This is a genomic window from Paeniglutamicibacter cryotolerans (assembly GCF_014190875.1).
Taxonomy (GTDB): Bacteria; Actinomycetota; Actinomycetes; order Actinomycetales; family Micrococcaceae; genus Paeniglutamicibacter; species Paeniglutamicibacter cryotolerans.
On sequence record NZ_JACHVS010000001.1, the window covers coordinates 2,553,809 to 2,574,035 of the forward strand.

16 protein-coding genes and 1 pseudogene are annotated in these 20,227 nt (G+C 65.3%); 14 read left to right on the plus strand and 3 right to left on the minus strand.

Going from position 1 to position 20,227, the window contains the following annotated elements:
- Positions 1 to 68 precede the first annotated feature (68 nt).
- Both E9229_RS11760 and E9229_RS11765 read right to left on the minus strand, forming a co-directional pair.
- The gene (locus tag E9229_RS11760; RefSeq protein WP_183511445.1) at positions 69 to 1,154 is read right to left on the minus strand and encodes a hypothetical protein; all 1,086 of its coding nucleotides are present in this window, start codon (positions 1,152 to 1,154) and stop codon (positions 69 to 71) included.
- An 80-nt stretch (positions 1,155 to 1,234) separates the two neighbouring features.
- The gene (locus E9229_RS11765; RefSeq protein WP_183511448.1) at positions 1,235 to 2,254 is read right to left on the minus strand and encodes an AraC family transcriptional regulator; all 1,020 of its coding nucleotides are present in this window, start codon (positions 2,252 to 2,254) and stop codon (positions 1,235 to 1,237) included.
- A 151-nt stretch (positions 2,255 to 2,405) separates the two neighbouring features.
- Here E9229_RS11765 and E9229_RS11770 point away from each other — a divergent pair, with 151 nt between their 5' ends.
- The 6 genes from E9229_RS11770 (at position 2,406) to E9229_RS11795 (ending at position 10,623) form a co-directional block, all read left to right on the plus strand.
- The gene (locus tag E9229_RS11770; protein WP_183511450.1) at positions 2,406 to 3,194 is read left to right on the plus strand and encodes an SDR family oxidoreductase; all 789 of its coding nucleotides are present in this window, start codon (positions 2,406 to 2,408) and stop codon (positions 3,192 to 3,194) included.
- A gap of 64 nt (positions 3,195 to 3,258) precedes the next feature.
- Complete coding sequence (locus E9229_RS11775; RefSeq protein WP_183511452.1) at positions 3,259 to 4,494, plus strand: styrene monooxygenase/indole monooxygenase family protein; 1,236 nt, start codon at positions 3,259 to 3,261, stop codon at positions 4,492 to 4,494.
- Between the two features lie 67 nt (positions 4,495 to 4,561).
- The gene (locus tag E9229_RS11780) at positions 4,562 to 6,295 is read left to right on the plus strand and encodes a flavin reductase (protein WP_183511454.1); all 1,734 of its coding nucleotides are present in this window, start codon (positions 4,562 to 4,564) and stop codon (positions 6,293 to 6,295) included.
- A 29-nt stretch (positions 6,296 to 6,324) separates the two neighbouring features.
- On the plus strand, positions 6,325 to 7,947 hold the full coding sequence (locus tag E9229_RS11785) for a phytoene desaturase family protein (RefSeq protein WP_183511457.1): 1,623 nt from the start codon (positions 6,325 to 6,327) through the stop codon (positions 7,945 to 7,947).
- Positions 7,948 to 8,076: 129 nt separating this feature from the next.
- Positions 8,077 to 8,850, plus strand: coding sequence for a cyclase family protein (locus tag E9229_RS11790; RefSeq protein ID WP_183511459.1), 774 nt, complete (start codon positions 8,077 to 8,079; stop codon positions 8,848 to 8,850).
- Between the two features lie 114 nt (positions 8,851 to 8,964).
- Positions 8,965 to 10,623: a thiamine pyrophosphate-binding protein gene (locus tag E9229_RS11795; RefSeq protein ID WP_183512032.1), complete on the plus strand. Its 1,659-nt coding sequence runs from the start codon at positions 8,965 to 8,967 to the stop codon at positions 10,621 to 10,623.
- A 43-nt stretch (positions 10,624 to 10,666) separates the two neighbouring features.
- On the opposite strand, the gene E9229_RS11800 is transcribed toward E9229_RS11795, so the two are convergent.
- A complete protein-coding gene (locus E9229_RS11800) occupies positions 10,667 to 11,026 on the minus strand; it encodes a hypothetical protein (RefSeq protein WP_183511461.1) in 360 nt (119 codons plus the stop codon).
- Positions 11,027 to 11,167: 141 nt separating this feature from the next.
- Here E9229_RS11800 and E9229_RS11805 point away from each other — a divergent pair, with 141 nt between their 5' ends.
- The 8 genes and pseudogenes from E9229_RS11805 (at position 11,168) to E9229_RS11835 (ending at position 20,203) form a co-directional block, all read left to right on the plus strand.
- Complete coding sequence (locus E9229_RS11805) at positions 11,168 to 11,758, plus strand: hypothetical protein (protein ID WP_183511463.1); 591 nt, start codon at positions 11,168 to 11,170, stop codon at positions 11,756 to 11,758.
- A 451-nt stretch (positions 11,759 to 12,209) separates the two neighbouring features.
- Positions 12,210 to 12,473, plus strand: a complete 264-nt coding sequence (locus tag E9229_RS19460) for a LapA family protein (protein WP_312855676.1) — start codon at positions 12,210 to 12,212, stop codon at positions 12,471 to 12,473.
- A 1,146-nt stretch (positions 12,474 to 13,619) separates the two neighbouring features.
- Positions 13,620 to 15,011, plus strand: a complete 1,392-nt coding sequence (locus E9229_RS11815; RefSeq protein ID WP_246380726.1) for an IS1182 family transposase — start codon at positions 13,620 to 13,622, stop codon at positions 15,009 to 15,011.
- Positions 15,012 to 15,271: 260 nt separating this feature from the next.
- Complete coding sequence (locus tag E9229_RS19705) at positions 15,272 to 15,403, plus strand: hypothetical protein (protein WP_281369527.1); 132 nt, start codon at positions 15,272 to 15,274, stop codon at positions 15,401 to 15,403.
- A 449-nt stretch (positions 15,404 to 15,852) separates the two neighbouring features.
- A pseudogene (locus E9229_RS11820) lies at positions 15,853 to 16,842 on the plus strand (peroxidase family protein); the annotation flags it as partial.
- A gap of 91 nt (positions 16,843 to 16,933) precedes the next feature.
- Entirely contained in the window at positions 16,934 to 18,016 is a 1,083-nt protein-coding gene (locus tag E9229_RS11825; RefSeq protein ID WP_183511472.1) for a tyrosine-type recombinase/integrase, read from the plus strand.
- Entirely contained in the window at positions 17,982 to 19,898 is a 1,917-nt protein-coding gene (locus E9229_RS11830) for a tyrosine-type recombinase/integrase (protein ID WP_246380479.1), read from the plus strand. Before E9229_RS11825 ends, E9229_RS11830 begins: the two co-directional genes overlap by 35 nt.
- Positions 19,895 to 20,203 carry a DUF6262 family protein gene (locus tag E9229_RS11835; protein WP_183511474.1) on the plus strand — a complete coding sequence of 103 codons (309 nt, stop codon included), beginning with the start codon at positions 19,895 to 19,897 and terminating at the stop codon, positions 20,201 to 20,203. The genes E9229_RS11830 and E9229_RS11835 overlap by 4 nt, the downstream gene beginning before the upstream one ends.
- Positions 20,204 to 20,227: the final 24 nt, after the last annotated feature.

The following is a 20,227-nucleotide window of genomic DNA, read 5'->3' on the forward strand; positions in this document are numbered from 1 at the left end:
GCTTCCCTGCAGGAAGTCGGAGCCACCGGCCGGCGGCGCATTCGCCCTCCACTGCCGGAGGGCGGCTGCTACTCGTCGTCGCCGACGTTGACCTCGATGAAGGCCGCAAGCGGCGAACGGACGACCGGCGGGACAATCAGGTCTTCCCCGGCCATGGCCAGGATCCCGGCGTCCCGTGCGGCCTTCAGGTAGGGCAGTGCAGCGCGCAGTTCCTCCACGGCCTCGGATTCCTGGCGCATCGCCTCATCGTCCCAGTCCATCTCCAGGGCCGTTGCCGGTGGCGGCTCCTCGCCAGCAGCAGCAGTGAGGAAGCCCAGCATGGTGTCACCGATGGTTTCCTCCAGTTCCTCATCGGCTGTTCCGTAAACCAGCATCGTGAGCTGGTCGATCAGCAGGTCGAAGCAGACCTGAGCGAATTCGGTGGCGTCCTCGCCGAGGATGGCCAGTCCCTTCGCGGTGGGGGTGGCACGGGTCCCCTCGACGGAGATCAGCTCCGTCTCCTCCAGGGACTCCCACAGCGTGGAAAGCGGCAGGATGCCGTCCGGATCGGGTGCCTCATCTCCCAGGGCAGCGGCAGCTTCCAGCAACTGTGCGGGGCTCAGGTCGCCGGCTTCCGAGACGTCGATTCCTGTCCCGATCCAACGGATCATGCCGATGGCGCGGCGCACGATCGGCAGCTCCCTAGCTTGGGCGCCAATCTCTTCCTCATCCAGTTCCGGAACATCGAAGCCCGGATCGGACATCGGGTTGGCGAGCATCGAATGGATGGCCTCGAAGTTCTCGTCGCCGCTGCCCCAGAGCCCTGAATCATCGAGGAAGTGCAGGTATCGGTCGAGCAGGAAGGAGACCTCGGCCAGGATCGTGCGGTTGTGCTCGGTAATGGATTCAAGCAGCTCGAAGACGGCGTCCGGGTCCAGCGCATCGATTGATCCGAAGCTGAACTCCTCGGAGTAGGCGGCCAGGACATCACCGATGCCGGAGAACTCCTGCGAGGCTTCGGCCGAGGCCGAGTCCTCGGAGGCCCACCGGATGAAGCGGGGTTCCAGCGCCCGCATCTGGGCCAGGCCGATGCTGCGCGCCGAGGACCCCGTGGCGCGGGCGTCCTTTGCCGACTTGGACCGGTTTTTGCTCTTTGACGTGTTCTTCTTGGACATGCGCGTCCCTCTCGATCCTGATGGTGTGGCTTCAAGCTTGGCATAGGGGCACCATAACGGGGAATACGGGGCGGTGCCGGCTAGGCCGGTTTCGGCCCGCGCAGGGTCTGCGAAGGCGGAAATCCGAAGTGCTGTCGGTAGGACTGGGAAAAACGGCCCAGGTGCCCGAACCCGCACACCTGGGCGATGGCGGCGACGCTGTCGGTGCGCACATCGGCAGCCAGCAGCAGTGCATGCGCGCGGCGCAGGCGTTCCTCACGCAGCAGCTGCGACGGGGTCGAGCCCAGATCGGCAGCCAGTGCCGCCTGTAGCGTGCGGATGGAGACGCCCAGCGCCTCGGCCAGATCCCTGACCCCGAGGTCCTCCCCGCTGTGCATCTGGAGCAGGCGGGTGAAGGCGGCAGTCAATGACGAACCGCGGGCTTCACCGGCGGGCAAGTCCCGGTCAGCTGGCCCCGAGTCCGCATTGGTCTTCGCCGCCAGGAGCCAGCGGGCCAGGACGGTTTCCTCCTGCAGATGCCGGGTGTAGGGAGCCGGTGCGCTCAGCGGGTCGTTGATCAGGTCGTGGTATTCGAAGACGGCCCGGACAAACGACCGGCCCTGCGGGGTGTCCACGTTCATGGAGTGCGCCATCCTCAGCGGCCCGTCGAGCCGGGCACCATAGAGCGACTTGGCCGCCGTGGCCAACATCTCGCGTGGTGCCGTCACTATCAGCTGGGGCGTTCCCTGTTGCCAGGTCATGGAGAAGTCCTGGTCGATCGGGGGAATCGAGGCCACGGTGGGCGTCGATTCGATGGTGGCAGCCGAACACCGTAATTGGGCCCGCCCGCTCAGCGGCAGCTGCACCATGTAGAACGAGCCCAGCGGACCCGGGTCGATCCGCACCGTTGTCCCGTAATCCAGCAGGTGGACACCGAAGCCGCCACCGCTGGAACGCAGGTTCAGCTTCACCGTGCCGCGCATGGAGAGCGGGCGCAGCGTGTGCTCGCAAAAAAGCCGGCTGATCCGTTCCTGGGCCTCGAGCGGGTCAGGGGTCCGCAGTGTCGGCAGTCCGTCGAGTACCTGATGCGCCTGTGGCACGGCGGGCTGCAGGGTCAACATTGCTCACGGACTCCTTCTGGCTGGTGGTCATACGTGAATCGGATAGGCGATGCGCAATGGGGATAGAGACAGGAAGCATGCGGGGGATAGGTTCTCAACAGACCACTTGATTATGACATGGATCACACGCCGTTCGGCGGGGAGGAAGCTGATGAAAATTCTTGAAGACCGCGTCGTGCTGTTGACCGGAGGCGCAACACTCGTGGGCGCCGGGGTCGCCGCCTCCCTGCTGGAGTCCGGTGCCCGGGTCGTGGTGGCCGACATCGACGAGTCCGGCGGCCGGGAACTGGTTCAACGCCACCCGGACGTGGACTTCCACGCTGTGGACGTCACCGACGACGCGGCGGTGGAAACACTGATCAACCACATCTCGAGCATCCACGGCCGGCTCGATGGCCTGGTGAACCTGGCCTGCAGCTACCTCGACGACGGCATCGCCTCACCCCGCGCCGACTGGCTGACCGCCCTGGACATCAACGTCGTGTCGGCAGTGATGCTTGCCCGTGCAGCACGCGGCCTGCTGGCTGAATCCGGCCACGGCGCCATCGTCAACTTCACCTCCATTTCAGCTGGCATCTCGCAGACCGGGCGCTGGCTCTACCCTGCAAGCAAGGCCGCGCTGGTGCAGGTCACCCGCTCCATGGCCGCGGACCTTGCCGCCGAGGGCATCCGGGTGAATTCGGTGAGCCCCGGCTGGACCTGGTCCAAGATCATGGACAACCTTTCCGGGGGCGACCTGGCCAAGACCGATTCGGTGGCTGCCCCCTTCCACCTGCTGGGTCGGGTCGGGCGTCCGGCGGAGGTCGGCAACGTGGTCTCCTTCCTGCTCTCGGAGCAGGCATCGTTCGTCACCGGTGCCGACTGGGCTGTCGACGGCGGCTACTCAACGCTCGGCCCCGAACGCAATGAACCGGCCATCACGCTGCTGGCGGAAAACTAGCAACACCCGTCGCACCACGCCCCCTCCCCATCCACCGTTTAGCGAGAACAAAGGAACCAAGACCATGGCAGCACGCAGCATCACCATCGTGGGAGCAGGGCAATCAGGCCTCCAGCTCGGCATCGGCCTGCTCGATGCCGGCTTCGAGGTCACCCTCGTGTCCAACCGGACGCCGGAGCAGATCCGCGATGGATCCATCGCCTCCAGCCAATGCATGTTCGACCAGGCGCTGGGCCACGAACGGGCACTGGGACTGGACCTGTGGCCCGACGCTCCTGTCGTTGAGGGCATCGGCTTCACCGTGGCACCACCGGAGGCACCCGGGGTGCAGGCCATGGGCTGGTCCCACCGCCTGGACTCCCCAGCGCAGTCCATCGACCAGCGGGTGAAATACCCGGCCTTCATGGAGGTGTTCGAAGCCCGCGGCGGCACGCTGCTGATCGAGGACGCCGGGGTAGCCGAGTTGGAGCGTTATGCGCAGGCCAGCGACCTGGTGATCGTCGCCGCCGGCAAGGGCGAGGTCGCCGGGCTCTTCACCCGCGATGATCAGCGCAGCCACTATGCCGCACCGCAGCGTGCGTTGGCCCTGACCTACGTGCATGGGATGAAGCCGCGCGAGGAATACTCCGCTGTAAACTTCAACCTGATTCCCGGCGTCGGAGAGTACTTCGTCTTCCCGGCGCTGACGCTCTCCGGTCCCTGCGAAATCATGGTGTTCGAGGGCCTGCCGGGTTCAGACATGGACTCCTGGAAGGGCCTGACGCCGCAGGAGCACCTGGAAAACTCGCTGCGCATCCTGAACAAGTACCTGCCCTGGGAGGCCGCGCGCTGCACCGACGTCAAGCTCACCGACACCCACGGAATACTGCAGGGGCGTTTCGCGCCGACGGTCCGCCACCCGCTGGCAACGCTGCCCTCGGGCCGGACGGTGCTGGGCATGGCCGATGTGGTGGTGCTCAACGACCCGATCACCGGGCAGGGTTCAAACAACGCGGCAAAGTGCGCCGCGGCCTACCTTGAGGGCATCATCGAGCACGGCGAAGCGGGTTACGACGACGCATTCAAGCAGGGATTGTTTGAGTCCTACTGGGATTACGCCCAGCATGTAGCCGGCTGGACCAATGCGATGCTCTCACCGCCACCGGAGCACGTGCTGCAGGTGCTCGGCGCGGCCCAGGAAAACCCGCAGATCGCCCAGCGCTTCGCCAACGGCTTCGACTACCCTCCGGATTTCGCGCAGTGGTTCATGACGCCGGATGCGGCGCAGGATTATCTCGGATCCTTCAACCCGGTACATTAGCCACACCCGGCCATCCGGCCTGCCACCGGCATCCACCACGCCTATCCATCACCTACTGGAGCATCACATGCGCACCATTGCCATCGTCGGGGCCGGAGAATCCGGTGCCCAACTTGCGCTGTCGCTGCAGCGTTCGGGACACAATGTCACCCTGTTCTCCGACCGTTCGGCCCAGCAGATCCGCAGCGGCTCGATCACTTCGAGCCAATGCGTCTTCTCCTCGGCGCTGCGTGTGCAGCAGCCGCTGGAGATTCCCGGGGCAGTTACCACGGAACTGGGCATCACCGGAATCCGGCTGAGCATCAAGGGGACCGACGGGCGTGAAGGGATCGACTGGCAGGGCACGCTGGATAACCCGGCGCTATCGGTGGACCAGCGGGTTAAATGTGCGCATTGGATCGAAACGTTCATCGGGCGCGGGGGAGACTTCCGCATCGAAAAGCTCTCGGTGCGCCGGCTCGAGGAGGTGGCGGCGCTCTTCGACCTCGTGGTGGTGGGAACGGGCAAGGGCGAACTGGGCCAGATCTTTGTCACCGACCGGGCCAAGTCGCCCTTCGACCGACCGCAGCGGGCGGTGGCAGTCACCTACGTCAGGCCCGCTCAGAGTGCCATCGAAGGCGCGGACCCCTCGCAGATCAGGATGAGCATGGTCCCCGGCGTCGGGGAGTTCTTCACGTTCCCCGGGCTGAGCACGCAGGGTCCGTGCCAGATGATGGTCTTCGAGGGGCTGCCCGGAGGCCCGATGGACTGCTGGGACACCATAGATTCGCCGGAAGGGCACCTGTCGACGTCCTTGGGGATCCTGAATGAGCACTTCCCCCACGAATACGTTCGGTTTGCCGGCTCTACATTGAATGACCCCGGGGCCGGCCTGCGCGGACGGATCACCCCCGTGGTCCGTTCGGCCGTCGGCACACTGCCCGGGGGACGGACCATCATGGGCATCGGGGACGCGATCATGCTCAACGACCCGCTCACCGGGCAGGGGTCGAACAACGCAACGCTCGCCGCAGACCACTACGCCCGCGCCATCGATGCGCGGGGTGATGAACCTTTCGACGATGCGTGGATGCTGCATACATTCGACGAGTTCTGGCGCGGGTGGGGACAGTTCTCGACTGTCTGGACCAATTCGATGCTGCGCGAACGCAAGGACTGGCAGCTGGAGTTGCTCGGGAAGGCGCAGCGCCACGATTCCCTGGCTACTGCACTGGCCAACGGGTTCGATGACCCGCGCATGCTCTTCCCCTGGTGGTTCGAGCCGGAGGAGGCAGCTGCCTTCTCCGAGCGTGCGGCAGCGGAGGAAGGAGCCGCCCTGGACCTGCGCGATTTCCGAGCGGCGCTGGGGCAGTTCGCCACCGGTGTCACCGTGGTCACTACCCGCACCCCGCAGGGCACCAAGGCGGGAATGACGGCCAACTCGTTTACCTCGGTTTCGATGGATCCGCCCCTGGTGCTCTGGTGCCCGAGCAGGTTCGCGCCCTCGCTGGAGGACTTCGAGGCCTCAACGCACTTTGCCATCAATGTGCTCGAGTCCTCCCAGCATGTGCTTTCGCGCCAGTTCGCCACCCCTGCCGATGACAAGTTCGCCGGTGTCGCCTACACCGATGGCATCGCCGGGCTCCCGCTGCTCGACGGAGCCATAGCCACCTTCGAATGCCGCACCGTGGCCAGGCACCAGGCAGGGGACCACGTCATCTACGTGGGCGAGGTCGAAAAGTACTCGCGCGGCGCGGGGGATCCGCTGGTCTTCCATGCAGGTGCGTACCACCGCACCGCACTGCACCCCGACTTCAGCTAGACGCCCCTACCAGACGGAGGAAACACATCTTGGACACCGACTACGTGGTGATCGGCTCGGGCATCAACGCGCTGGTGGCGGCCGTCGAACTGGCCCGCTCCGGAGCCAGCGTGACGCTGCTTGAGGAACGGGAGAAGCTCGGCGGCTTCATCGGCTCCGCGGAGCTGACGGTGCCGGGATTCATCCACGACACCTTCTCCTCCTGGCACCCGTTGTTCGTTGCCGGCGCCGCCTACGCTGAGCTGGGTGCCGAACTCCATGCCCGCGGGCTTCAATACCTGAACACCGAGGATACCGACACCCCCTGGGTTTGCGCGTCGGTGGGAACCGACAGCCGGGGAAACACCTCGGTGGTGCTGGCCCAGCGCGATCCCCAGGCTACCGCTGCAGCGTTCGGGCAGCAGGAAGACGGCGCCGCCTATGCCCGGATGCTCGATGATTTAGGCGCCCAGGCGCCCGTGGTCTTCGGAACGCTGGGTGGTGAGATGGATGTTCCCACGCTGTCGAGGCTCGGCCTGAAGACACTGCGGATGGGCCTGGTACGCGCCCAGGAACTGGCGCGCCAAGCACTGATGAGCGGAAGGAACCTGACCCGCAGCCGTTTCCGCGGCACCGAGGTGGACCAGCTGTGGGCCCCCTGGCTGCTGCATGCCGGTATCGGCCCCGAACAGGCAAGCGGCGGGGTGATGCTTCCCGTCATGGCGGCCACCATGCACCAATTCGGGCTGCCGGTGGTCAAGGGCGGGGCTGCGGGGTTTGTCACGGCCTTCGAATCACTGCTCCGGGACCATGGCGTGGTGATCCGCACCGGAACCCGCGCCGAGTCCATCGAGGTGCGTGAGGGCAGGGCGGTCGCGGTGAATACACCGGAGGGGAGCATCCGGGCCCGCAAGGGGATCCTCGCCTCCGTCTCGGTGCCCGAACTCTACGGAGAGCTGCTGAAGGCCCCGGACCTGGCCCCCGGGGTCGCCGAGCAAGCGGCGACCTACCGGCCCGGACGCGCCGCCATGCAAATCCACGTGGCGCTCGCCGGGCCAGTGCCCTGGACCGATCAGAGGTTGGCCCACACACCGTTGATCCATGTTTCATCCGGCTCCGATTCCACCGCCATCGCCTGCGCCCAGGCCGAGGCCGGACTGCTTCCGGGCAACCCCACCATCGTGGTGGGTCAGCAATGCGTACTCGATCCCTCCCGTGCGCCAGCTGGGCAGGCGACGCTCTGGCTGCAGCTCCAAGAGCTGCCCTACGAGCCCTCGGGTGATGCTGCGGGCTTCCTGGATACCTCCAAGGGTTGGGACGAGCAGCTGGTCTCCGACTATACGGACCGCGTGCTGGACAAGATCGAGGTCTACGCGCCGGGCCTACGCGCGTTGGTGCGGGGCATCAGGGCCATCAGTCCGTGGGAGCTGAGCAAGCTGAACCGCAATGCCGTGGGGGGAGATCCTTATGGCGGAGCGGTAGAGCTGTATCAGAACCTGTTGTGGCGTCCGCTGCCGCGCATGGGCAGGGGGCGCTCGCCGGTGAAGGACCTCTGGCATATCGGTGCGGCGACGCATCCTGGCCCGGGGTTGGGCGGTGGGTCCGGGCACCTGGTGGCCCAGCGCCTGATCCGTCGGGCCAAGCGCCCTGGATTGCGAAAATCCACCACGTGAGCAGGGGTTTTGTTCACCTTGCAGCACGAGTAAGTTAGCCACCATGTCCTGATGCGCGACATATCCATTTGAAGCCGAAAAACAGCTGCTGGGTCGCATATGCGACCCAGCCACACCATGGGAGAACCGATGAGTCCTGTACATGAAGTCCTGACCTCACTTGCCAGCGGCGCGGTCGTGATCCACGACCTGACAGCACCGCTATCGGCCGACACCCCGACGCTGGTGCTCCCCGAACCGTTCGCGAACTTGATTGATTTCAGTATCGAGCAGGTCTCCGCCTACAACGAGCCCGGCCCCTACTGGAAGCACCACAACATCCACACCGGGGAACACATCGGCACGCACATCGATGCCCCGATCCACTGGATCTCCGGGCGCGAGGGCAAGGACGTCTCGCAGCTGGACCCGGCCCGCCTCGTCGGCCCGGCAGTGGTGCTGGACTTCAGCGCCGAAGCGGCAGCGGATCCCGACTTCCTGATCGATATCGAACACCTGGTGACGTGGCAGGAGGAACACGGGGCCTTCCCCGCAAACTCGTGGCTGCTCTTCCGCACCGGATGGGACCAGCACGGGCATGACCAGCAGGCCTTCCTGAACCTCGACGAGAACGGTTCCCATACCCCGGGCTTCACGGCCGATTGCGCCAAGTGGATTGCCGAGGAACTGGATATCTCCGGCATCGGCGTGGAAACGGTGGGCATCGACGCGGGCAACGCCGGAGCACTGAACCCGCCGTTCCCGATGCACTACTTCCTGCTGGGTGCGGACAAGTACGGGATCACCTCGCTGAAGAACCTGGATAAGCTGCCCACCCACGGGGCGATGATCGTGGTCGCCCCGCTGCCCATCGTGGGTGGCACCGGTGCTCCGGCCCGCGTGCTGGCCATGGTTCAAAAGTAGGCCAGCATCCGAACCATGCCGGAAATTCCGGCCCGCAGTCCCGTGGTGGATGTCGTTTCGTCTCCGGCATCCACCACGCTCACGCATGCCACGGGCACGAAGGAGAACAAGAGAATGAACGTCGCACAACTTGTCGGCAAGACACTCGCGGACCTGGGCGTGGGCCACTGCTTCGGCGTGGTCGGTTCGGGAAACTTCACCATCACCAACACGCTCATGGAGCACGGGGTGCCCTTCACTGCGGCCCGGCACGAGGGTGGTGCCGCTACCATGGCCGATGCCTTCGCCCGGATCAGCGGGCAGGTCGCGCTGCTCTCGGTGCACCAGGGCTGTGGCCTGACCAATGCCGCCACGGGCGTCGGCGAGGCGGCCAAATCCCGCACCCCGATGATAGTGCTTGCCGCCGAGGCCGCACCCAGCGCCGTCTACTCGAACTTCGCCATGGACCAGGACGGCTTTGCCGCCTCCGTCTACGCGGTGCCCGAACGCGTGCATTCGGCCGCCAGCGCCGTCGCCGACACGGTGCGCGCCTACCGCCGGGCTGTCAACGACCGCCGGACAGTGGTGTTGAACCTTCCGCTGAACGTCCAGGCGCAGGAGGTCGCCGACGAGCAGGCGTCCGCTCCGGTTGCCATCGCACCGGCCGAACCGATCCGCCCCTCGCATGCCTCGGTTCAGGCGCTGGCCGGGTTGCTGGCCGGGGCCCAACGCCCGGTCTTCGTCGCAGGCCGGGGCGGTCGCGGGGCCAAGGACGAGATCCTTGCCGTGGCCCGGCACGCAGGCGCCCTGGTCGCCACCTCGGCCGTGGCGAAGGGACTGTTCAATGCGGATGACTTCAACCTCGGCATTTCGGGCGGGTTCTCCTCCCCGCTGGCGGCCGAGCTGATCACCGGCGCAGACCTGGTCATCGGATTTGGCTGCGCCTTGAACATGTGGACGATGCGCCAGGGGCACCTGATCGGAGCCGAGGCCAAGGTCGTCCAGATCGACTTGGAAGACCTTGCACTGGGCGCCAACCGCCCCATCGACCTCGGCGTCGTTGGCGACGCGGCCCAGTGCGCCACCGACGTCCTGGCAGAGTTGGTTGCCTTAGGTGTGGCTCCCCGCGAGGGCTACCGGCGTGCCGACGTGCGGGCCCGCATCAGCGAATCGATCCACTGGGGACAGGTCGGCTACGAGGACCTCTCTGATAGCGAGCGGATCGATCCGCGCACACTGACGAAGGCCCTGGATCAGCTGCTGCCATCCGAACGCATCCTCAGCATCGATTCGGGAAACTTCATGGGCTACCCGAGTCAGTTCCTTTCGGTTCCAGATGAGTTCGGCTTCTGCTTCACGCAGGCGTTCCAGTCCATCGGGCTGGGCCTGTCCACGGCCATCGGTGCGGGTTTGGCACAACCCGGACGCCTGCCGGTGCTCGGTACCGGAGACGGCGGATTCCACATGGCCATCGCCGAACTGGATACGGCGGTGCGGCTGCAGTTGCCACTGGTGTGCATCGTCTACAACGACGCTGCCTACGGCGCCGAAGTACACCATTTCGCCATCGATGACCCGGATGCCGACATGAGTTCGGTCCAGTTCCCGGACACCGACTTCGCCGCCATCGGCCGTGGTTTCGGTGCCGATGGCATCACGGTGCGCACCCTGGCGGATCTGGACGAGGTGAGGGAGTGGGTGGCGTCGAATCCGAGCCGCCCGCTGGTGATCGATGCGAAGATCGCCTCCGATAAGGGTTCCTGGTGGCTGGCCGAGGCGTTCAAGGGGCACTGATTCCGGGATGCGCACTGCGAAGCGGGTGGTCTTGGCCGGGGCGTCAGTCGCCGAAGGCAGGCCGGCCGGCAGCAGGGGGTGACTTCTGTGGATCTATCCGGCTGCCGGGCCCGGGCATCTTGGGCACGGGTACGGTCCCGATGAGGTTTTTGAGGGCTGTGGTGTTGATGTCGCCGGCGTTCACCGCGTCGTAGAGGGCCCCGTAAACGCGGTGGTGTTCGGGTTCCAGGGACAGGTGGGCCAGGCCCGTGACCTTCCCTTCGGTGCACAAGAGGGCGTCGGTGGGCTCGAAGAGGGTGTCGGCCCGGCGGGTGAGGCAGCGGTAATAGCCTTGGCGGAACGCGTCGAAGGGCCCGGTGGCCGTGGTGCCTTGTGGTGGAATGGAGCCCTTATGGATAATCATGGTTACGGCCACCGGATCCTTCTCATGCTTCGTTGTTTGGTAACACAAAGCACAGTCGCAATCGAAACACGCTGTACCTTCCACAGCCCTACGACATCACCGATGTCAACTCGTTCTACTGAGCCGTCAGGAGGCACCATCATGAAGTACATCTCGAAAGCACTCGCCGGCTGCGCCCTTGCAGGCTCTGCCCTTCTCGCCATGACGTCTTGCGCGGCAGCACCGGCACACGAGACCGCCACTGCTCAGCTGCAGCCTGACTATCCGTCCTACGCCACCATCCAGGATCTTGCCAAGCGCTCGACGTTGGTCGTCGAGGTCACCCTCGGAGCGTCTTCTCCGGACAAACTGCTCCCGAAGTACGAAGGCGACGATTCGGAGACCAACCCGTTGGCCGGCACCACAGAGAAGCCCGACCGTGCAGCGGGAGCCGTGCCTATCACTGTGTTCGCCGCGACGGTGAACACGGTTTACCTGGGCGAAGTGAAGCCCGGCGAAGTGATCAACGTCGGTCAACTCGGTGGGACCATGGACGGCACCGAGTACACGGTCACTGGGTCCCGTCCACTGCAGGAAGGACAGACTGTTATCCTCTTCCTCGCAACCTATCCCGATGCTCCGGCATCGATCTTGGGCGGCGATGCGGGTGTGTTCACTCAGGTCGGCGATGAGTACCAGTCACACGCTGAACAGCCCCTGACGATCACCCTCGACGAACTCAAGACGCTGTAGCTTAACTCACACGATCACATGACACCCTGGAGTGTTGTAATCACCCGCTTCATGGTTCACACGCACTCATCACAGTATGGTGATCAGTAACGAGGCCCGTCTACGCGCTCGTGACACGACGAGCAAGGCTCCGAAAGTCAAGGAATTTTCCGCCAGAGGTTAAATGCCATGCTTAGGGTCGGGAACGCGATGGCCATTGTTGATCCGGTATCGGGCATCGATGAAGAATCAGGAGGGGAGCAATGACGCATGGTGCGGCGCGGAGTAGTGTTTGCCGTATCAGTCCCGCATGGACGGGGTGCCCTGTCTCAAGGTGGTGAAAAACGTGGCTTCTGAACCATGGCCGAGTCCGTCGAGTGAGCCTACCCCCGGCCCGCATTCGGCGAAGAAACCCACGCCTTCCAAACCGAAGATCCCGTCCAAGCAGCCTACGCAGCCTCGAAATGAGGACGTGACGCGGGCCGGAGTCATCTGGGTGGCCGTCAGCGCGGGGCTGGTCCTCTTGGTATTGCTCATCATCCTCATCCTGCAAAACCAGGAACGTGTGACAGTGAACTACTTTGGCCTGGCCGGCGAACTTTCACTGGGGATGGCGCTTTTCGTCGCTGCGGTGGCGGGCGGGATTTTGGTGGCTATCGCCGGTGCGGTGCGGCTCCTGCAGTTGCGACGCCGACGCCGACGCGGCACCCGAAGGACGCTTCGTGGGGACCCGTAACGACAGGGCGGCAGGAACCTCTTGCTGGGTGACCGAGCCTTCTGCCGTGTTGTGGAGACTTCGTCGGGTGGCGGTCCGGAAAGCGGTTCACATCGTTAGGTCTCTTCGAATTCCTTCGGGGTTTGGTGGTCCACCGCCATCCAAGGCGTGTCCAGTGGCATCCCAGTTCCCAGGAACCGGGGTGTGGAGATGCCCCTGATCTGCTGGTTGAACCCACCAGCATTTCGAATGGCCATGATGCGACGAGGTAGTACCACGGCCTGCAAGGTTTACTCCGTCCCGATGAGGTTAACCGTTTCGGCTAAACCCTTCTCAGGTCGCTGCCCCGGTGAAGGTTCCCGGAGCGGGCTGGTGGCATGGTGCCGTTCCGCATCGGCTCTGCCAACATGGGGTCATGGAAGCAAACGAACCACGCGCCCGGGTCTTGTGGAAGGTTCTGCCAGCGCTCGGGCTCCTGCTCGTCGCCTGGATGCTTATGTGGCTCGCGCAGAGTATCCCGACAGTGTGTGCGTTGGCGTTTCCGTGCCCAGCGCCGGATGTCAGGGCTGCTCCAGCGATCATCTTTGGCGGGCTCATGCTCGTGCCGATGCTCATGCTTCTTGTGGTCTCCGCTACGGGCGGGTCAGGGTACCAGTGGGTGTCAAGGGTGTCCTACGTGGCGCTTGTCAGCCTGGCAATCGTGGGCTTGGGGACAGTCCTGTTTTCTGGCGGATTCGGCATTCCGTCGTTCTAGTCGTATCCGGGTTCGGCCGCAGTCGCGTGATCGTGACCTGGGCATCCCATGCGAGGTTCCGCTTGCGGGCGTAGATTCGCCGCGCAGAGGGCTTCGGATGTCTAGTGCAGCCGACTTTGGAAAATGGCCCCCCTGGTTGAGGGCATTAGTTCCAGCCATCTGGAGCGTCTGTGGACACTGAGACCTTGGCTCCGGTCAGACACGGTGGCGAATGTGGTCTAGCTCCTAGGTGCGTGGGTCGGTAGTCGGGTGCCGGGCTCAAATGATTCTTAAAACGCCGAGGAATTAACCAGGGCCGCAAAGGGGTCGCTGGAAGAATGAGGGGTATGAACTCCCCTTCTTCTTCCATCCCGCAGGACGGCTTGTTCGACGCATCCCTGGTGGAGCGCCTCGAGCCCGTTGATGACGGGCTGATGGATGCCAACGGCGGGGAGCGGAAGCGGTTCAGGGCCTTTGAACCCGATGCGGTGATGCTGGTGCCACCCTCCCTGGAGGAGTGGCTGCCCGAGGGGCACCTGGCCCGGTTCATCGCCGAACTGGTCGAGAACGAGCTGGACCTGACCCGGTTCTACGCCTCCCACAAAAAGGCCAAGGGCCAGCCGCCGTACGACCCGCGGCTGATGCTGCGCATCGTGCTCTACGGCTACTGCACCGGGGTCCGCTCCTCCCGCCAGCTGGAGCGCGCATGCACGGATGTGGTCGCGTTGCGCTGGCTGGCTGCCCAACAGGCCCCGGATTTCCGATCCATCGGCCGCTTCCGCCAACGCCACCTGGCCGCCTTGGCCAACGTGTTCCTGCAGGCGCTAGAACTCTGCCGGGCCGCGGGCATGGTCAAACTCGGGATGGTCGCGCTGGACGGAACGAAGCTGCGGGCCAACGCCTCTCGGCACAAGGCGATGTCCTACGCGCGGCTGACCGAAAAGCAGAAGGTCCTGGCCCAGGAGATCAGCGATCTGATGGCGGAGGCCAAGACCGTGGACGAGTCCGAGGATGCGAAGTTCGGTCCCGGTAAGCGCGGGGACGAGCTGCCGGTGGAACTGGCCAACCGGCAGGCCCGGTCCAAGGCCATGGCCGCCGCGCGGGCTTCCTTGGAGCAGGAGGCCGCGGACAAGGCACGGGTAGAAGCCGAAGAGAAGGCCGCCAAGCGCGGGGATGACGATGATGAGATCACCGGTGCCGGTGACACCGCGGCCCGGGAATCGGAACCGAGGCCCGCGGCGCAACGGAATTTCACGGATCCCCAAGCGCGGATCATGAAGACCGCCGACGGGTCCTATCACTATTGCTATAACGCGCAGGCGGTGGTGGACGCCGGGCATCAGGTCATTGTTGCCGCCGAGTTGGGCCAAGGGGCCAACGATTACGGACAGCTGGTCCCCATGGTCGAGCGGGTCCAGGAAAACCTGGGCATGATGCCCAAAACGTTGAGCGCCGATGCCGGGTACTGCTCGAAGGCGAACCTGGTGGAGGCGGGGCGGATGGAGGCGGAGCACGGGACCGGGTTCTTCATCTCCACCGCCCGGGTGAAGCACGCCACCCCGATCCCGGAGTCCCCGCGGGGCCGGATCCCGGCGAACGCCACCTTGGGTGAGCGGATGGCCCGGAAGCTGAAGACCAAGCCCGGCAAACAGGTCTACTCGCGCCGGAAGGTCATCGTGGAACCGGTGTTCGGGCAGATCAAAACCCGTCAGGGTAAGCACTTGTTGTTGCGCGGACTTCAGAACGCGCAGGCGGAGTGGAAGTTGTTGGCGGCAGGGCATAACCTGCTCAAGTTGCATGCGTTCCGGGCCCAGGGTGCCGGATAGCCAGGGTCGGAGGTGGGCCCTGGCGCTGCGCGCCAGAACCCACTGGTCCGGTTTGAGGGCCCCGGGGAAGGGCGGATGCGCCCGAAGGCCTTTTTCTCCGTGGTGTGACCCTGCGGCGGCCGGGCCGGGCCGGTATTCCTTCGTGGGTGGTGCCGTTGGTCAAACGACTACCGACCCACGCACCTAGGGTGTGGATGTCTTAGAGCGACGTTGTGTCGAATCTTCGGCTGTGGTGGCAGCACCAGACGGATAGCCTGGGCTTGACCGATCCCGCGAAGCGGGCACCGGCCATGAACGGCCGTGTCGCTGCCGGGCTCATGACGCTCTTCGGGGTGATCGGTATAAGCCAACTGGTTGTTGTCATCTTGGAAATCGTCTCCGGACGGAACTAGGTCCTTGGTGCAGGGTTATCCGTTTGTTGGCTGCTCGCGGCTGCTGGGTATTGTCTCGAGTGGAGACGCGCCAAGCGTTTGGCGAGGGATCCTTGACGTGGTCGCTCAAGTGCTTTTCCGTGCGGTGCGCGTTTGTCGTTTTCAAAGGTAATTTGAGGTCCGGAGACGGCGGGGGTGGCGCATTGGGCAGAACTCCGCCTGCCGGGCAACTCTGCGTTGTCGAGTAGAAGCAGTGACGTCCGACGCATGTGCTCTCTGCGTCAAGGTTCGGTATCCGGGATCGCGCGGATCCGCGATCGCGTGCATCTGGCGCTGGTCCCGCTCTGTTCGACCTTAGAGGAGCGGTCCATAATTGGGAGATCAGCTCCGCGAGGACCGCAGAGAGACGGCACACTGGGCCTGCGTCTGTTGACCGTTTCCGATCATCGCTTTAGTGCGAAAGGAATGCCATGACTGACAACCATGAGACCCGTGAGGCCGAACTCAACACTGGGAGCCCGGAAGGGAAGTGCCCGGTGGTGCACGGGCGGGGGCTTCACCCCACCGAGGGTGAGCGTAGTTCCGGCTGGTGGCCCGGCCGCCTCAACCTCAAGCTGCTCGCCCGCAACCCGGCCGTGGCCAACCCGCTCGGCGAGGACTTCGACTACGCCGCGGCGTTCAACTCTCTGGACTTGCCGGCCGTGAAGCAGGACATCGAGCAGGTGCTTACCACGTCGCAGGATTGGTGGCCAGCCGACTTCGGTCATTATGGCCCGCTTGTCATCCGGATGGCATGGCACGCTGCGGGCACGTATCGCATCGAGGATGGCCGCGGTGGCGCGGGCGCGGGCCAGCAGCGCTTCTCGCCGCTTTCCAGCTGGCCGGACAACGTGCTGCTGGACCGGGCCCGGCGTGTGCTATGGCCGGTGAAGCAGAAGTACGGCGCGAAGCTGTCGTGGGGCGACCTGATGGTGTTGGCTGGCAACGTCGCGCTCGAGTCGATGGGCTTTGATACCTTCGGCTTCGGCGGCGGGCGAGTGGACGAGTGGGAGCCGGATGAGTCTGTCTACTGGGGCCCGGAGACCACCTGGCTCGGCGACGAGCGCCACAACGGCGAGCATGAGCTCGACAAGCCGTTCGCCGCGACGCAGATGGGCCTCATTTACGTCAATCCCGAGGGCCCGAACGGAAACCCGGATCCGCTTGGAGCGGCGCGCGACACCCGTGAGACGTTCAAGCAGATGGCGATGAATGACGAGGAGACGGTCGCACTCATCGCCGGAGGCCACACCTTCGGCAAGACCCACGGTGCCGCCGACCCCGAGCAGTATGTCGGGCCTGAGCCGGAGGCTGCGGGCCTGGAACAGATGGGACTCGGCTGGAAGGGCAGCTACAGGAGCGGCAAGGGCCGGGACGCGATCGGTAGCGGCCTCGAGGTCACCTGGACATACACGCCCACCTCCCCGTTAACCGGCTAATACAATCGTTCACCCCCGCTAACCCGCTGGCATTCCTTGACTTCCAACCGGACGAGGCGGACCCTTTTGACCCATGGAGACCGACCCGGACCTGAGCCTGGAAGCCTCCGGCGGAACATGGCAGATCGCCGGTGCCGGCTCGGCCGCGTTCACCACGGTCAACGACTACCTGGGCTATCTGGCCGACCGGAACTATTCGCCGGCGACGGTGCGCGCCTACGGGTTCGACCTGCTGGCCTTCTGCCGCTGGCTGGCCTCCGAGGGACTGGGGCTCGGTGGCGTGGATACCGATGTGATGCTGCGCTACCTCACCGCCTGCCGCCACGCCACGGTCCCGGGCCGCCCCGGACCCAACGTCCTGACCCTGCACGGCCAACGCACCGACGGCTACGCCCCGGCCACGGTGAACCGCCGCCTGGCCGCCGCCTCTGGCCTCTTCACGTTCATGGTGATGCGCAACCCGGCCTTGAAGAACCCCATCCCCCGAGGAACAGAAAACAGGTGGCAGGGTTCAGGAAACCGTTCCGGGCTGCTCGGGCACCTGGCCCGACCCCAACCCCGCTCCGCCCTGCGGCTGCGCGAACCCCGCCGGCTTCCCCGCGCCCTGGACCACCAGGAGGTCGTGGCCCTCTTCCAGGACCTGAAAACCTGGCGGGACCGGGCCATGGCCGGGCTGATGCTCTATTGCGGGCTGCGCGCCGGGGAGGTGCTGGCACTGGCGGTCGGCGACGTCGACATCGGCGCCCGCTGGCTGCTGGTCCACGGCAAGGGAGCCAAGGAACGGCGGGTCCCCTTGGATACCGACGTCGCTGCAACCATCCAAACCTACCTGCTGATCGAACGCCCCGAATCGGCAAGCCGCATGCTGTTCCTGGTGGCCAAGGGCAAGACCCGCGGCCAGCCGTTGACCCCGGCCGGGCTGCGGACCATCTTCCGCTACCACCGGGAAATCTCCGGCGTCGCCGACGCCCATCCGCACGCGCTGCGTCACACCTTCGGCAGTGCCCTGGCCGAGGCCGGGGTCGACTTGGCGGTTATGCGCGAACTGCTGGGCCATACCCACGTCAATACCACCGCCCGCTATATCCATCTGGCCCCCGTCCACGTGAAAGCCGAATACGATGCAGCCCGCAAACGCCAGCAATCCCCTGACTGAGGATCCCTCCCTGGTCGTGGACGCCTTCCGCGACTACCTGGCCGCGCGCGGGCACGGTTCCACACCGGTGTTCTCCGGCGCCCGGACGTTCATGGCCCGCTGGCCGGAGCCCGGGGACTGGCTGGATGAACCCCTCGAGCAGCGCGTGGAAACCAAATACCACACGACGGGCTTCATCCTTTTCCTGATGCTCACCGGGCGGATCCACGGGGACTACGGGTATCTCCTGAATACCAAACTCACCAATATTCTCAGCGCCTGCGTTGGCCAAGCACTGGAAACGGATCTGCTTTTCTTCCTGGGCCGGGCCCGCACGCTGGGTTTCAGCGAACGCGTCGGGCGGGCGATGACTACCGGGGTCGTGGCCCGGGTCCTCCTGCACACCGGCTCCCCGCTCTGCGCGGTGGGAAGCGGGGAGCTGGAGGAATTCGAGACCGCCTGCCGGGCCCGGGAGCAGCGCACCGGACGCTCCGCGCACCCCTACCTGGTGCTCAGTGCCAACGTCCGCAGGGTGCTTTTCCATGCCGAGCTGATGCCCGAACCGGCGCCGAAGCCAGATACTCGCGCCACCTTCAGCCAGCGGATGGAAACGGTCCACGGACCCCTGGCCCAGACGTTGGAGCGGTATCTGGAGCGCAAGACCGTGACCTGCGTGGCCCATACCGTGTCCTCGCTGGCCACCCGGCTGGCGCACTTCGGTGCGTATGCCACCACCTTGGACCCGGATCTTTCCGGACCTCACGGGCTGGAGCGGTGCCGGCATATCGAGCCGTACCTGATCATGTTGAGCCGGGCTCCGAACACCAAATCCGGGGGCATCCTCTCGCCCGCGGAGCAGGCCCGGCGGATTCATGCCGTGTCGAATTTCCTGCGTGAAATCACCGAATGGGGGTGGCCCGATGCCCCGGCGAGGCAACTGCTGTTCCGCTCCGATATTCCCCGCCTGCCCCGGCCGCTGCCGCGCTACCTGCCACCGGACAGCGACCGGATGCTGGCCCGGGCCCTGGTGGAGTCCTCCAACCGGTTGGCCGCCGATGCCTTGTTGCTGCAGCGGGCCTGCGGCCTGCGGATCGGTGAACTGCTGGACCTGGAAATGGACTGCGTCCACCAGCTTGCCGGCAACGGGGCCTGGCTGAAGGTCCCGCTGGGCAAGATGAAGACCGAACGGATGGTGCCGTTGGACGAGGACAGCCTGGCGCTGTTGGATCGGATCATCGCCACCCGGTCCCCGGGCCAGGCGATCACCCACCCCGTGAGCGGCAAACCCGTGCAGTTCCTCTTCACCCATTACGGGAAGCGGTTGCAGGTCAGTGGGCTGCGCAACGAGTTGGACCGTGCCGCGGCCAGCGCCGGGCTCGGGCACGTGACCACGCACCAGCTGCGCCACACCTATGCCACCGCACTGATCAATGCCGGGGTCACCCTCCAGGCCCTGATGAGCCTGCTGGGGCACGTCTCGGCAGAGATGAGCCTGCGCTACGCCTCGCTCTTCGATTCCACCGTCCGCACCGAATACGAGCGTGCCTTGGACCTGGCCAAGACCCGCATCGGCACCACCACCGGAACCGGACGGGTACTGCTGCCCATCAGGAACATCACCGACGGCAACTGGCGTGAGACCCCGACCATCAAGTCCCGGCTTGCTGGCGGCTACTGCCTGCGCGCCCTGGCCCAGGAAGCCTGCCCGTACGCGAACATCTGCGAGCATTGCCCCAGCTTCCGCACCGAGAACAGCAATCTTCCCGTGCTCGAGGCCCAGCGCAAAGATGCCGCCCTGCTGGCCCAGGATGCCAGGGGCCGCGGTTGGGACAGCGAGGCCCGCCGGCACCAAGCCCTGGTGGCCCAGCTAGAAAAGCTCATCGATGAAGCCAGCCCGGCATGAGCGCGGAACCGCTGAAGGAACGAATCGAGACGGCGCTGCAGGAGCTGACCGGCCAGGGCGCCCGGATCAGCATCACCGCGGTGGCCGCCCGGGCCGGGATCCCGCGCTCAAGCCTCTATCGCAATGCCCAGGCCCGTGAACTCATTGCCCGGCGCATCGCCGAAACACACCTGCACGCGGATATGAACCTGGCCGCCGAGGTGACCCGGCTCCGTATCCTGATCGAGACGCTGGCCGCACGGGTCCGCAACCAAGAAGAACGCCTCCGGCATCTCGAAGGCAGGCCCCACACCACACCGCGCTGAGGCTCTGTGATTAGCCGGTTATGG

Coding starts and splice junctions, on each gene's coding strand:
- E9229_RS11760 (WP_183511445.1), bottom strand. CDS start 1,154: ATGTCCAAGAAGAACACGTCAAAGAGCAAAAACCGGTCCAAGTCGGCA.
- E9229_RS11765 (WP_183511448.1), bottom strand. CDS start 2,254: ATGTTGACCCTGCAGCCCGCCGTGCCACAGGCGCATCAGGTACTCGAC.
- E9229_RS11770 (WP_183511450.1), top strand. CDS start 2,406: ATGAAAATTCTTGAAGACCGCGTCGTGCTGTTGACCGGAGGCGCAACA.
- E9229_RS11775 (WP_183511452.1), top strand. CDS start 3,259: ATGGCAGCACGCAGCATCACCATCGTGGGAGCAGGGCAATCAGGCCTC.
- E9229_RS11780 (WP_183511454.1), top strand. CDS start 4,562: ATGCGCACCATTGCCATCGTCGGGGCCGGAGAATCCGGTGCCCAACTT.
- E9229_RS11790 (WP_183511459.1), top strand. CDS start 8,077: ATGAGTCCTGTACATGAAGTCCTGACCTCACTTGCCAGCGGCGCGGTC.
- E9229_RS11795 (WP_183512032.1), top strand. CDS start 8,965: ATGAACGTCGCACAACTTGTCGGCAAGACACTCGCGGACCTGGGCGTG.
- E9229_RS11800 (WP_183511461.1), bottom strand. CDS start 11,026: ATGATTATCCATAAGGGCTCCATTCCACCACAAGGCACCACGGCCACC.
- E9229_RS11805 (WP_183511463.1), top strand. CDS start 11,168: ATGAAGTACATCTCGAAAGCACTCGCCGGCTGCGCCCTTGCAGGCTCT.
- E9229_RS11815 (WP_246380726.1), top strand. CDS start 13,620: ATGGATGCCAACGGCGGGGAGCGGAAGCGGTTCAGGGCCTTTGAACCC.
- E9229_RS11825 (WP_183511472.1), top strand. CDS start 16,934: ATGGAGACCGACCCGGACCTGAGCCTGGAAGCCTCCGGCGGAACATGG.
- E9229_RS11830 (WP_246380479.1), top strand. CDS start 17,982: ATGCAGCCCGCAAACGCCAGCAATCCCCTGACTGAGGATCCCTCCCTG.
- E9229_RS11835 (WP_183511474.1), top strand. CDS start 19,895: ATGAGCGCGGAACCGCTGAAGGAACGAATCGAGACGGCGCTGCAGGAG.